This is a genomic window from Marinilactibacillus sp. 15R (genome assembly GCF_001895285.1).
Classification (GTDB): domain Bacteria; phylum Bacillota; class Bacilli; order Lactobacillales; family Carnobacteriaceae_A; genus Marinilactibacillus; species Marinilactibacillus piezotolerans.
In genome coordinates, this window is the sequence record NZ_CP017761.1 from 1620988 (window position 1) to 1634244 (window position 13257).

The window sequence follows — 13257 nt, forward strand, 5'->3', positions numbered from 1 at the left end:
CAAAAAAGGAGGAATTTTATTATGGCTACAAAGCCGATGGATGGATTGTTAGGGAGTAAAGATAAATATAAAGTTAGCTCAGAAGCAAAACGATATACATTAAAGGATCATGGGTTTTTAGAAAATAAAAATGGATCCTTTACTTATGAAAGAACACTAAGTAGGCTTGTCACTGATAAAGCAGCGCCAAAGCTGAAAATTACAATTTCCAAAGATTTAAGTGAATTGAAAATCGTAACGGTTTCCAACAATGGACTGAAAAAGATTGATATTTATAAAGATGAGAATCAGGAACAAGCAAGGATAATGGTAGAAGGAATATTCAATACATTTTTAGAAGAAAATGTTTTAGAAAGAGCATAAAAAGACTATAATGGGATCAAGTTGTATTAAAAGACCTTAATACAACTTGATTTCTTTCTTTAAGTAAGTATAATGGAACAGACTGAAACTTACGAACCTTCAATTCGTGTATAGTTCAGAATCTAAACTGAAATGATGGTGATTTTATGACTGACAACTCGAAAACTAGAGTCGTTGTCGGAATGAGCGGAGGAGTGGATTCTTCAGTAACAGCCTTGCTTTTAAAAGAACAAGGTTATGATGTAATTGGAGTTTTCATGAAAAACTGGGATGATACGGATGAATTTGGCGTTTGTACAGCAACGGAAGATTATAAAGATGTTGCGTTAGTGGCAAATAAAATTGGTATTCCATATTATTCTATCAATTTTGAAAAAGAATATTGGGATAAAGTATTTACCTATTTCTTGGATGAATACAAAAAAGGAAGAACACCAAATCCTGATGTAATGTGTAATAAAGAAATCAAATTTAAAGCTTTCCTTGATTATGCAATGGAACTAGGGGCAGAATATGTTGCAACAGGTCATTATGCTCGCGTAACTCGAGATGAAAATGGAGTTACTCATATGCTTAGAGGGATTGATAATAATAAAGATCAAACTTACTTTTTAAATCAATTATCTCAAGAACAATTATCAAAAGTATTGTTTCCGCTTGGAGAAATGGATAAAAAAGAAGTGCGGAGAATCGCTGAAGAAGCAGATCTTGCGACAGCTAAGAAAAAAGATTCGACAGGAATTTGTTTTATCGGCGAAAAAGACTTTAAAACATTCTTGATGAATTATCTGCCTGCTCAACCAGGTAAAATGTTGACTTTAGATGGTGAAGTAATGGGGCAGCATGACGGTCTTATGTATTATACGATCGGTCAAAGAAAAGGCTTGGGAATCGGTGGTAATGGTACATCTAATGAACCATGGTTCGTGATCGGGAAAGATCTTGCTAAAAATGAATTATATGTAGGACAAGGATATGAAAATCCTGTATTATATGCAACTCATTTAAATGCAAGTGATTTTTCATTTACAAATCATTCAGAAAAACCAGCTACTTTCCACTGTACAGCCAAATTCAGATATAGACAAACCGATGTGGGTGTTACAGTTCATTTAGATAAAGAAAGTAATACAGCACAAATCGAATTCGATGAACCGGCTCGTGCAATCACTCCAGGGCAAGCAATTGTATTGTATGATGGAGATGAATGTATTGGCGGCGGAACAATCGATGCTGCTTACAGCAAAGAAAAAGAACTACAATACGTTTAATAAACTCTAACAAGAGAAAGAGACGAATGATCGTTCATTTGTCTCTTTTTTACATAGGTACTCTAAATTTATTTTAAATATAAAGACTAGAAAAACCACGTAGACTTCGTTAAAATAGACAGAGCGAAAGGATGGCGGAAAAATATGGAAAACGAAACACTTCAATTAGAAGAAAACCAAGAGAAGTATATAGTTGGAGAAGTGTCAGCGATCTATTTTTCTAATCCTTCTAATTTCTATAAAGTCATGCTAGTTGATTTGTCAGAAACTAATACTACTTACGATGGAACACAAATTGTGATCACAGGAAATTTCGGGCAGATAACCGAAGGAGAAACTTATCAATTTTATGGTAAATTGACTGATCATCCCAAATACGGTTTACAGTTTCTAGCAGATCGTTATGCAAAAAAACAGCCTTCCAGCGCTCAGGCGGTAGTTTCTTACTTATCCAGCAGCCGATTCAAAGGTATCGGTAAGAAAACTGCTGAAAGCATTGTCAGTACTCTGGGCGAAGGGGTATTGGATTTGATACTAGATGATCCGAATCATTTAGATAAAGTAGCTGGGTTAAATCAGACAAAGAAACAGATGATAATGGATGTTCTCGAAAAAGAACAGGGGATGCAGCGAGTAATTCTAGCCTTGAACAAGTTCGGATTAGGCAATCAGTTAGCCTATAAAGTTTATCAGAAATTTGAAGGCAAGACATTATCGATCATTCAAGAGAATCCTTATCAATTAATTAAAGAAATTGAAGGGATAGGGTTTAACCGTGCGGATATTATAGCTGATGAAATTGGTATAAAACCTGATTCCCCAAAAAGAATACAAGCAAGCATTCTTTATTCAATTCAGGAACTGACCATTAGCGAGGGAGATACGTTTACTTTAAGTAAGCCGCTACTCACCAGAAGTATAAAGGTGCTGGAAGAAAGTAGACCCTTTATTATTGAACCGGAATCAGTAGCGGATAATGTAATTGAATTAGTTCGACAGCAAGAGATTATCCAAGATGAAGACCGTTTTTATATCCCCTCACTGTTTGCTTCTGAGTGGGGAATTTCTACAGCAGTCGAACGATTACTTAGTTATTCAGATAAAATTGAAATTTCTTCAAAAAAAATCGAAAAGAAACTGAGTCATTTAGAAAAAGCGATGGGAATCGAATATGGAGATTCTCAAAAATCGGCGATTGACAGAGCATTACATTCTCCAGTGTTCTTACTGACAGGTGGACCGGGCACAGGGAAAACGACAGTATTGAATGGGATTGTTAATCTATTTGCTGAATTAAATGATCTTTCATTAGATCCTTCTGATTACAAAGATGAGGCATTTCCTATTCTTTTAGCAGCCCCAACAGGAAGAGCAGCTAAAAGAATGAAAGAAACAACAGGACTACCTGCTTCTACGATCCATCGCCTATTAGGATTAACTGCGATGGATGATGAAGAAAGCCTTGATGATTCAGATCGAAACTTAAAAGGGAAGCTTTTGGTGGTTGATGAGATGTCAATGGTAGATACCTGGCTTGCGTATCAGCTCTTCAAGTCTATTCCTAATGATATGCAAGTCATTTTGGTTGGAGACAAAGATCAGCTTCCTTCTGTTGGACCCGGACAAGTCTTGAGAGATTTTCTGGAAAGTGAAGTTATTCCAAAAAGTGAACTAAAAGATATTTATCGCCAAGGAAATGATTCTTCGATTATACCATTAGCTCATAAAATAAAAGAGAATCAGTTACCAGATGATTTTAAAGATAAGAAAAAAGATCGTAGCTTTTTTCCGTGTACAACATCTAAAGTTTTAGATGTAATTACTCAAGTCGTGACCAAAGCGATTTCTAAAGGATATACAGCACAAGAAGTCCAAGTGTTAGCCCCCATGTATAAAGGGCCGGCAGGAATCAATGTATTAAATAAGCATTTGCAGAACTTGTTTAATCCCAATGAACATAATGAAAAAAAAGAAGTTAAATTTATAGACAATGTTTATAGAATTGGAGACAAAGTACTTCAACTAGTCAATGATCCAGAAAGAAATGTTTTTAACGGGGATATGGGTATTATTACCGGAATTATTCCATCTAAGGAATCTGAAACAAAGACCGACAATCTGGTTATTGATTTTGAAGGTAATGAAGTAACATACTTGCGCAATGAATGGAACAAATTGACTTTAGCCTATTGTTGTTCGATCCATAAGGCTCAAGGAAGTGAGTATGATATGGTAATCTTACCTATGGTTAACGGCTATAGAAGAATGTTAAAGAAAGATTTATTATATACAGCGGTTACTAGAGCTAGTCAGTTTTTGATACTCTGTGGTGAAGAAGATGCATATAGGCAAAGTCTACAGTCAACAAGTATGTTGAGGAAAACGACTCTTAAACAAAGATTACTCACTGAACAAAAAACAGACAGTAAGTTAACAGGCCTTATCGAAGAAGTGGAAGAAGAAATACCTGATGAACCAGAAGAGTATAAAATAAATGATTCAGACACTGAAACTGTGCAAACTAAAATTTTGACGCCGCTTATGATTGAAAATAATGTAGTAGATCCTCTAGTTGGAATGTCAGGCTTATCACCTTATACGTTATAAAGCATAAAATGACCAATTTTTGATAAAATTGGTCACTTTATGCTTTTAATATGATTTAAATCCAAAATGCTCTTTTTTTTGTTTGGATTTTATAGTTTCCATGAACCTTTATCCATTCTCCGTCAGTTTGACCGTACTGGTGCGAATCAAGTATGATTGTACAAGCAGGTCCATTGAAAGAATGCAGCTTTTTATGAGAAAGGTGACTTTGATTGATTAGAACTTTTAATAAAAGAGTAATCAATTCAAAAAATGAAACTTTTTCAGCAATAATAATATTGACTAGTTCGTCAGTTGGAACTGCTTGAGGGTGGATAGGGATTCCTCCACCAAAAAACTTATGATTTACACATACGATTAGCAGAACCTCCGGGAAGTACATTATCTGATTATTTTGTTTGATTGTTACATCAAAACTTTTTTGCGAAAAATATGCGGAAAGGATAGTAGCAAAATACGAAAAATTACCAAGCCTTTTTTTATTTTTAGAATTTTCTAGTGAATAATTAACCATACCATCTAGTCCGATACCAAAACTGTTAATGGCATTCAGAGTTAAATCATCTTGGCTAATAACCAGAGTATCTAATATTGTGGCTTCTTCTTGATGAACAATTTGTTCTATTGCTTGTCTGTAATCAAATGATAGTTGATGTGAGCGAGCAAAGTCATTTCCAGAACCAGTAGGAACGTAGCCTAATGTTGTACTTAAATTCAAAGACTCAAGTACAGTTATGACTGCATTCAAAGTTCCGTCTCCTCCAGCTACAATTAACCTTGATGAGTCGTTTAAGGAATTTAGTAAAGCAATAGCAGATTTTTTAAAAGAATCATCCTTTGATGTCTTAAGTACTTCATAAGTCAAGGAATAGGATTTCATGATATCAGGTAATTTTTTTGAAAAAAATTTACCATTTCTTGAGTGCTCATTTATAATAAATACTAGATGTATTGGTAAGGTCATAGGGATTCTCCAATTCGTAAATTAATATTAGTATACGATAATTATTATATATAAAAAAGTATCTATTAATCGGTTATGGATGATAATTTACTCATGAATACGCAATCATGGTTGTTAAAGGGCTTAGCGTAATGATAGAATGACTCGAACAAAGGTTATTGAAGGAGGAAATAAATGTTTAAATTAGCAAAGCGTTTTACATTAGATGCAGTTGATTACGTTTATATTGTTATCGGCTGTTTAATCACAGCAGTGGCTTTCCAAGTATTTTTGCTGCCGAACGATATTGTTTCTGGTGGGGTATCTGGCTTGTCGATTATAGCCAATAATCTATATAACTTTGACCCTGCAATCTTTCAATATTCTGTAAATATTCCATTATTAATTTTATGTTTTGTCCTATTAGGAAAAGCTGCAGGTTATAAAACGATTTTAGGAAGTTTGTTATTACCCTTTTATCTAATGTTTTTAGGTGATCTAGCTCCTTTGACGCATGATCCATTTTTAGCAGCTGTTTTTGGAGGTGTTTTTACAGGATTAGGATTAGGAATTGTATTTCGAGCTAAAGCATCAACGGGCGGAACGAGTATAATTGTTCAAATATTATATCAATTTGCGCATTTACAGCTTGGAATTAGTACAGTTTTAGTAGATGGTTTTGTTATTTTCTTAGCTCTGGTTGTATTTGATCCCGAAACTGTAATGTACTCATTGATTTCTTTATTTTTGATTTCTCGAACAATTGATTTGGTTCAATTAGGATTTAATCGGAACAAAAACATATTTATCATTTCAGATAGCCCTGAAGAAATTAAGCGTGAGGTTTTGCACACTCTTGAAAGAGGCGTAACAAACTTAGGTGTACGTGGTGGATATGGGAATACTGAAAAAGATATGTTAATGGTTGTCATCCAGGAAAGAGAATTTACTCTCCTGAAAGAAACGGTACTTGAGGTTGATCCGGATGCTTTTGTAGTAGCAATGAGTGCTAGTGAAGTGTTAGGACGTGGTTTCTCTTTACACAAACAATTCAGCACGGAAGATTCGAACTTTTAAGTTAAATCCATTGATTTATTGACAAAATAATGGGTTGACTATGCTTTTAAACTAAGCTATACTCATTTTATTCGAACTTTAGGATATATGACGAATTCAGCTATTTTAGAGAGATCCTTGCAAAGGTGAAATGGGATCAGTAGTGCACGTCATTCGCTCCCTAATTTTACTTGTATGAGAAATCATACCGTTTCTTGGCGTTAACAAGACTTAAGAGGTAATGACAGACTGGATAGTGTCATTGCAATCAAGGTGGTACCGCGTACAGACGTCCTTGTGAGCAATGGGATTATTCAGTTTTTTTGTTGAAAAATATATAAATGAAAGAAGAAAGGAAATATTATATGAAGCAGTTAAACAGTTCTGAACTTAGACAGTTATATCTTGATTTTTTTGCAGAAAAGAATCATAAAGTTGAAAAAAGTACTTCACTTGTCCCAATAGATGATCCTTCACTGTTGTGGGTTAATTCAGGTGTGGCAACAATGAAAAAGTATTTTGATGGATCAGTTAAACCAAGCAATCCAAGGTTAGCTAGTTCTCAAAAAAGTATTAGAACAAATGATATTGAAAATGTGGGTAAGACAGCTAGACATCATACCTTATTTGAAATGCTTGGTAATTTTTCTATTGGAGATTATTTTAAAGAAGAAGCCATTTTATGGGCATGGGAATTTCTAACGGATGAAAAATGGATAGCAATGGATCCAGATAAGTTATATGTTACAGTTTATCCGGAAGACAAAGAAGCGTATAAAATCTGGCATGAAAAAGTCGGACTAGATGAAGATCATATCGTAGAAGAGGAAGGAAACTTCTGGGATATCGGAGAAGGTCCATGTGGTCCAAATTCAGAAATCTTTTATGATCGCGGACCTGCGTTCAACGACCTGTCTGAAGACGATCCTGAAAATTATCCTGGAGGAGAAAATGAAAGATGGCTTGAAATATGGAATTTAGTATTTTCTCAATTCAATCATAAACCCGATGATACTTATGATCCATTACCTAATAAAAATATTGATACGGGCATGGGGCTTGAACGTATGCTTTCAGTCATCCAAAATGTACCAACGAATTTTGAAACTGATTTGTTCATGCCAATTATCAATAAAGTAGAAGAAATTTCTGGAATTACCTATGATAAAGGTTCTGAAAAACAAACGAGTTTTAAAGTTATAGCAGACCATGTGCGTGCAATATCGTTCGCGATTGGAGATGGAGCGTTGCCATCAAATGAAGGTCGAGGATATGTACTGCGTCGTTTGCTGCGTCGTGCGATTATGCATGGTCGTAAATTAGGAATTGAGAAGCCGTTTTTAACTAAACTTGTTCCAGTAGTTGGAGAAATAATGAAGGAACATTATCCTGAAATTCTTGAAAAAACGCCGTTTATAACTAAAGTGATCTTAAACGAAGAAGAACGGTTCCATGAAACACTGGCAGAAGGACTTAGTCGTTTAAATGAAATAACAGAACAAATGAAAAAAGCAAGCGAAACTGTTCTCAGTGGAGAAGCCGCTTTCCAATTATATGATACTTTTGGATTTCCAATTGAATTGACTGAAGAAGTTGCAGAAGAACAAAATCTTACAGTTGATCTAGAAGGCTTTGAAAGTGAGATGAAAAAACAAAGAGAACGCGCTCGATCAGCTCGTAATGAAGAAGGCTCAATGTCTGTGCAAAGCGATTTATTATCAAAATTGAAAGATGATAGTGAATTTATTGGATATGGTAATATTAAAACTGAAGGAACATTAGAAACAATAATAGCTGATGATGAGTTTAAAGAATCAGTTGAAAAAGGTGAAAAAGTTCGCTTAGTATTTGATATAACGCCATTCTACGCTGAAAAAGGCGGGCAGATCGGAGATACTGGTGCTATTAAAAATAAACTAGGCGAAGTTGTAGCGACTGTTACAAATGTCAAAGCAGCACCCGCAGGACAACCTTTACATGAAGTAGAAGTACTTGCTTTATTGAAAAAAGGTGAGGTTTATACTTTAGAGGTTGATCGTCGACGTCGTAATTTGATTGAGAGAAATCACACAGCGACCCATTTACTTCATCAAGCTTTAAAAGATGTCTTAGGGAATCATGCTAATCAAGCCGGTTCACTAGTGACACCTGATCAGTTAAGGTTTGACTTTACGCATTTTGGTCAAGTAACTGACAATGAACTTAAACAAATGGAAACAATTGTAAATCAGAGAATTTTCGATTCTATTCCAGTCACCACTGTAGTTACTTCAATCGAAGAAGCAAAAAAATTAGGAGCAACGGCTTTGTTTGGTGAAAAATATGGAGACGAAGTTCGAGTCGTAATGATTGGAGAATATTCGAAAGAATTTTGTGGAGGTACTCATGTATCCAACACATCTGATATAGGATTATTCAAGATTATTTCTGAATCAGGTATTGGAGCTGGAACTAGAAGAATTATTGCTAGAACAAGCGAAGGTTATTACAAATGGATCGAAAATCAACTATCTGTTTTACAGCATGTCAGTGATCAACTAAAAGCTCAGTCTGTAGAAGAATTACCGAATAAATTAGGACAGCTGCAACAAGAATTTAAAGATCTGAAACAAGAGAATGAGTCTCTTAGCTCTAAACTGGCAAATGTTCAAGCTGATGATGTGTTCTCTCAGATAGATAACGTAGAAGGTATCACTTATATCGCTCAAGAAGTTCAAGTGAAAGATATGAACCAGTTGCGACAATTAGCTGATAAATGGAAACAAGAAAACTATTCTGATATCTTAGTATTAGGTTTGAAAAAACAGGATAAAGTAAATTTAATTGTTTCAATGAGCAATAATGCAGTCAATAAAGGTCTTAAAGCTGGAGATTTAATCAAGTCAATCGCACCGTTAGTGGGTGGCGGTGGTGGTGGCCGTCCGGATATGGCACAAGCAGGAGGGAAAAATCCTGAAGGACTGTCTCAAGCATTGGATACCGTAAGTAACTGGATCAAAGTAAATAGCTGAAATTGAAAATTAGTTATTGCTTATTATAAGAATTCTTGCTTTCTAAGCAGAACAGAAGTTTAGAAAGTAAGAATCTAGTAAATGATTGCTGATTGTTTGGATAAATCGGTTTATTGGTCATTGTACTTTGGGTTATTTTCTTGTAAAATAACAACACATAAGCTTTATCTCTAAAAACAATCATCAGTCAAATTATGCTTATGAAGTACGGAGGGGAATTTATGACTTCAAATGATCATACAGTACGATTTAGCGTGAATAATAACGACGAACATAATGTGAAAGATACATTACGAATTGTTTATAAAGCACTTGAAGAAAAAGGATACAACCCTATCAATCAAATCGTAGGTTATCTGTTGTCTGGAGATCCAGCTTATATCCCTAGACATAACGATGCTAGAAATCTAATCAAAAGGCATGAAAGAGATGAGATTTTGGAAGAATTGATGACGAAGTATCTAGAAAGTGACAACTAATTAAATGCGTATAATGGGATTAGATGTAGGATCTAGGACTGTGGGAGTCGCTGTCAGCGATCCCTTTGGATGGACTGCACAAGGAATAGAAATCATTAAAATAAATGAAGAAAAAGAAGAGTTTGGAATTGAAAGAATGTCGGATCTTGTAAAAACTTACGAAATAGAAAAATTCATTGTGGGATTACCTAAGAATATGGATAGTACGATAGGTCCAAGGGCAGAAGCATCGTATCGTTATGGTAACCTTTTAGAAGAGACCTTTCATCTTCCAGTAGAGTATCAAGATGAGCGGTTGACTACAATGCAAGCCAATCGTATGTTAATTGAAGAAGGTAATACATCAAGAAAAAAAAGGAAAATGGTCATTGACAAGTTAGCTGCTGTAATGATTTTACAAGGTTACTTAGATCGCCAATCGAATAATAATTAGGAGATGATAAAATGTCACACGAACACGAACACGAACATAATCATGATCATGAACATATTACAATAATCGATGAAGAAGGTAACGAAGAACTATATGAAATTCTTTTTACCTTTGATTCAGACGACTTTGAAAAATCATATGTTCTTGTATATCCTGCTGGAACAAGCGAAGGAGAAGAAGTAGAACTTTCTGCTTTTTCATATACTGAAAATGATGGTGGATTAGAAGGCACATTAAGTGCAATTGATTCAGACGAAGAATGGGAAATGATTGAAGAAGTTTTAAATACATTTATTGAAGAGGAAGAAGAACAATAAACTGATTTGTATATAAAATAGTCATCCGAAATGCTAATTCAGATTTCTAATGACTATTTTATTTTGTATTGAGATAGATATTTAAGTTATAAAGAAATCAAATTGATTGAACCTTTTGCAATGAAAATGATTTTACAGCGGTATAACAAATTTTTTCTTTAATATTTAGAGTGGATTGTGTATAATGAAAAGGATATAAACACTTTAAAAAAGGAATGGATCAAATATGCCTGACCAGGAATCAAAGCATACTGTACGTAAAATAGTGCTGAGTATTGTAGCTATTTTGATCACCTTGATTATCATTCTAGGTTTTTCTGGCTATCACTACTACACCTCATCTTTAGAACCTTTAGACCCTAATAGTACAGAAGAAATACCAGTTGAAATCCCAATAGGCTCTTCCCGTACAGATATTGCACGTATTCTAGAAGAAAAAGGCGTCATTAATAGTGCATTTGTGTTCAACTATCATCTAAGATTCAATGGCGAAGAAGGCTTTCAAGCTGGACATTATATTTTTTCTCCTTCATTATCAGTAGATGAAATTGTTCAGAGTCTAAAGGAAGGTGGCTCACCGATCACAGAAGAATCCACCGGGAGTTTAACAATCCCCGAAGGATATACGTTAGACCAAATTGCTAATGTGATTGAGGATGAAACTGATTATTCGCAAGATGAATTTTTTGAGCTTGTACAAAGTGAAGAATTTCTTCAAGAGAAACGTGATGAATTTCCAAAGCTGCTGGATAATGCTTATCAAGTACGAGAAGAAACTTTATATACTCTAGAAGGATATTTATATCCGGCTACGTATGAAATTTACGAAGATACTACCTTAGAAGATCTTGTCACACAAATGCTTTCGAGAATGGACCAAACGATGCAAGCGTATTATGCTGAGATTGAAACGCAAGAGTCATCAGTCCATGACATTTTAACGATGGCTGCTTATATTGAAAAAGAAGGCGTTACAGCTGAAGATAGAAAGCTCATTTCTGGAGTTTTCTATAATAGACTAGCAGTCGGTATGCCGCTTCAAACAGACATCAGTGTAATATATGCTTTGGGGGAACACAAAGAGCAGATTACTTATGATGATTTAGAAGTTGATTCTCCATATAATCTTTATAAGCATACAGGACTTGGACCAGGACCGGTAAATAGTTCGTCTGAAGATTCTATTTATGCGAGTGTCTATCCTGCTGAAACAGATTATATGTACTTTATAGCTGAATTATCTACACAAAAAGTCTATTTTTCGGAAACATACGAACAGCATTTAGAATTAAAAGCTGAATTAAATTAAAAGCATTGAGTCTATTCGGCTCAGTGCTTTTATTAAGAACAAAACGCCCCTTTAGTGATCAATGGGCGTTCAACTGAAAGGAAAATTGACATGGAAAAGAAGACAAAACCAATTGTAATAGGCGTTACGGGAGGGTCAGGTAGCGGGAAAACAAGTGTTAGTCAGGCGATTTATAATCATTTCCCTGGGAGATCTATTATGATGTTGGAACAAGACTCTTATTATAAAAACCAGGACCATTTAGACTTTGAAGAACGATTAAATACGAATTATGATCACCCGTTTGCTTTCGATACAGATTTACTGATTAAGCATTTATATAAGCTGCTCAATTATGAAACGATCGAAAAGCCTGTATATGATTATACAAAACATACTCGAAGCAATGAAGTTATTGTTCAAGAACCTAAAGAAGTCATTATTTTAGAGGGAATACTTATTTTAGAAGATCCGAGGCTCCGTGAAATGATGGATATTAAAGTATATGTCGATACAGATGATGACATTAGAATAATTCGTCGGATTAAAAGAGATATTGAAGAGCGTGCTCGTACATTAGATCATGTTATTGAGCAATACTTGGGAGTTGTTAAACCGATGCATACACAATTTATTGAACCTACCAAAAAGTACGCGGACATTATTATTCCAGAAGGTGGCAGGAATCAGGTAGCGATAGACTTGATGACCACAAAAATTGATACAATCTTTAAAAAACGATCTCTATAATAAACAATCTATGTTTAAAATATACTAACAAAACGCTTTACAAGATGTTAAGTTCGTGGTATCTTGTTTCCATTGAGATTACAAACTCAGAGTTTGAATCGAAAGCTACAATAAAAGGTTACGCTCAGATACAAGATTTTTTGTTTGAATATTATTTTAATATATGAGGTGAAGCATTTGATGACAGAAAAAGTATATCCAATGACTTTAGAAGGTAAAGAAAAATTGGAGAACGAATTAAACGAATTGAAATCAGTAAAAAGAAAAGAAGTTGTAGAACGAATTAAAATTGCTCGAGGATTCGGGGATTTATCTGAGAATTCTGAATATGAATCTGCAAAAGATGAACAAGCATTTATTGAAGGGCGTATCAGCACTGTAGAAAACATGCTGCAAAATGCTGAAATTATTGATAATTCTAAAGCAAAAGCAGATGAAGTCTCACTTGGTCGTTCAGTAACATTTAAAGAATTACCAGATGGTATTGATGAAGAATATACAATCGTAGGAAAAGCTGAAGCAGATCCTTTTTCTGGTAAGATTTCAAATGAATCTCCAATAGCTCAAGCACTTTTAGGAAAAAAAGTTGGAGAAAAAGTATCTATTGAAACTCCTGGTGGTTCAATGGAAGTTGAAATTACAAAAGTATTTTAAAATAAGAAAGAGCCTGATCAAAAGATAGTTTATGCTGTCTTTTGATCTTTTTTTATTTATTTCAAAAATCATACTTTAGACTGAT

At 34.5% G+C, this 13257-nt stretch carries 12 protein-coding genes; 11 read left to right on the plus strand and 1 reads right to left on the minus strand.

What is annotated here, in order from left to right; translation table 11 throughout:
• The first annotated feature begins 21 nt into the window (after nt 1–21).
• The 3 genes from BKP56_RS08055 (at nt 22) to recD2 (ending at nt 4241) form a co-directional block, all read left to right on the plus strand.
• A complete protein-coding gene (locus tag BKP56_RS08055; RefSeq protein WP_072694584.1) occupies nt 22–363 on the plus strand; it encodes a hypothetical protein in 342 nt (113 codons plus the stop codon).
• Nucleotides 364–509: 146 nt separating this feature from the next.
• Nucleotides 510–1634 carry a tRNA 2-thiouridine(34) synthase MnmA gene (mnmA, locus tag BKP56_RS08060; RefSeq protein ID WP_072694585.1) on the plus strand — a complete coding sequence of 375 codons (1125 nt, stop codon included), beginning with the start codon at nt 510–512 and terminating at the stop codon, nt 1632–1634.
• Between the two features lie 144 nt (nt 1635–1778).
• Nucleotides 1779–4241, plus strand: coding sequence for an SF1B family DNA helicase RecD2 (gene recD2, locus BKP56_RS08065; RefSeq protein ID WP_072694586.1), 2463 nt, complete (start codon nt 1779–1781; stop codon nt 4239–4241).
• A gap of 55 nt (nt 4242–4296) precedes the next feature.
• On the opposite strand, the gene BKP56_RS08070 is transcribed toward recD2, so the two are convergent.
• On the minus strand, nt 4297–5205 hold the full coding sequence (locus BKP56_RS08070; protein WP_072694587.1) for a diacylglycerol/lipid kinase family protein: 909 nt from the start codon (nt 5203–5205) through the stop codon (nt 4297–4299).
• Between the two features lie 174 nt (nt 5206–5379).
• Between BKP56_RS08070 and BKP56_RS08075 the strand changes: the two genes are divergently transcribed.
• From BKP56_RS08075 to greA, 8 genes are all read left to right on the plus strand, one after another.
• A complete protein-coding gene (locus BKP56_RS08075; RefSeq protein ID WP_072694588.1) occupies nt 5380–6261 on the plus strand; it encodes a YitT family protein in 882 nt (293 codons plus the stop codon).
• 344 nt (nt 6262–6605) lie between these two features.
• Nucleotides 6606–9251, plus strand: a complete 2646-nt coding sequence (gene alaS, locus BKP56_RS08080; protein WP_072694589.1) for an alanine--tRNA ligase — start codon at nt 6606–6608, stop codon at nt 9249–9251.
• 221 nt (nt 9252–9472) lie between these two features.
• The gene (locus BKP56_RS08085) at nt 9473–9730 is read left to right on the plus strand and encodes an IreB family regulatory phosphoprotein (protein ID WP_072694590.1); all 258 of its coding nucleotides are present in this window, start codon (nt 9473–9475) and stop codon (nt 9728–9730) included.
• A 4-nt stretch (nt 9731–9734) separates the two neighbouring features.
• Nucleotides 9735–10163 carry a Holliday junction resolvase RuvX gene (ruvX, locus tag BKP56_RS08090; RefSeq protein ID WP_072694591.1) on the plus strand — a complete coding sequence of 143 codons (429 nt, stop codon included), beginning with the start codon at nt 9735–9737 and terminating at the stop codon, nt 10161–10163.
• 11 nt (nt 10164–10174) lie between these two features.
• Entirely contained in the window at nt 10175–10480 is a 306-nt protein-coding gene (locus BKP56_RS08095) for a DUF1292 domain-containing protein (protein WP_072694592.1), read from the plus strand.
• A 226-nt stretch (nt 10481–10706) separates the two neighbouring features.
• Complete coding sequence (gene mltG / locus BKP56_RS08100; protein ID WP_072694593.1) at nt 10707–11789, plus strand: endolytic transglycosylase MltG; 1083 nt, start codon at nt 10707–10709, stop codon at nt 11787–11789.
• Nucleotides 11790–11879: 90 nt separating this feature from the next.
• Nucleotides 11880–12518: a uridine kinase gene (udk, locus tag BKP56_RS08105; protein ID WP_072694594.1), complete on the plus strand. Its 639-nt coding sequence runs from the start codon at nt 11880–11882 to the stop codon at nt 12516–12518.
• Nucleotides 12519–12698: 180 nt separating this feature from the next.
• Nucleotides 12699–13172 carry a transcription elongation factor GreA gene (gene greA, locus BKP56_RS08110; protein ID WP_072694595.1) on the plus strand — a complete coding sequence of 158 codons (474 nt, stop codon included), beginning with the start codon at nt 12699–12701 and terminating at the stop codon, nt 13170–13172.
• Nucleotides 13173–13257: the final 85 nt, after the last annotated feature.

Coding starts and splice junctions, on each gene's coding strand:
- BKP56_RS08055 (WP_072694584.1), top strand. CDS start 22: ATGGCTACAAAGCCGATGGATGGATTGTTAGGGAGTAAAGATAAATAT.
- mnmA (WP_072694585.1), top strand. CDS start 510: ATGACTGACAACTCGAAAACTAGAGTCGTTGTCGGAATGAGCGGAGGA.
- recD2 (WP_072694586.1), top strand. CDS start 1,779: ATGGAAAACGAAACACTTCAATTAGAAGAAAACCAAGAGAAGTATATA.
- BKP56_RS08070 (WP_072694587.1), bottom strand. CDS start 5,205: ATGACCTTACCAATACATCTAGTATTTATTATAAATGAGCACTCAAGA.
- BKP56_RS08075 (WP_072694588.1), top strand. CDS start 5,380: ATGTTTAAATTAGCAAAGCGTTTTACATTAGATGCAGTTGATTACGTT.
- alaS (WP_072694589.1), top strand. CDS start 6,606: ATGAAGCAGTTAAACAGTTCTGAACTTAGACAGTTATATCTTGATTTT.
- BKP56_RS08085 (WP_072694590.1), top strand. CDS start 9,473: ATGACTTCAAATGATCATACAGTACGATTTAGCGTGAATAATAACGAC.
- ruvX (WP_072694591.1), top strand. CDS start 9,735: ATGCGTATAATGGGATTAGATGTAGGATCTAGGACTGTGGGAGTCGCT.
- BKP56_RS08095 (WP_072694592.1), top strand. CDS start 10,175: ATGTCACACGAACACGAACACGAACATAATCATGATCATGAACATATT.
- mltG (WP_072694593.1), top strand. CDS start 10,707: ATGCCTGACCAGGAATCAAAGCATACTGTACGTAAAATAGTGCTGAGT.
- udk (WP_072694594.1), top strand. CDS start 11,880: ATGGAAAAGAAGACAAAACCAATTGTAATAGGCGTTACGGGAGGGTCA.
- greA (WP_072694595.1), top strand. CDS start 12,699: ATGACAGAAAAAGTATATCCAATGACTTTAGAAGGTAAAGAAAAATTG.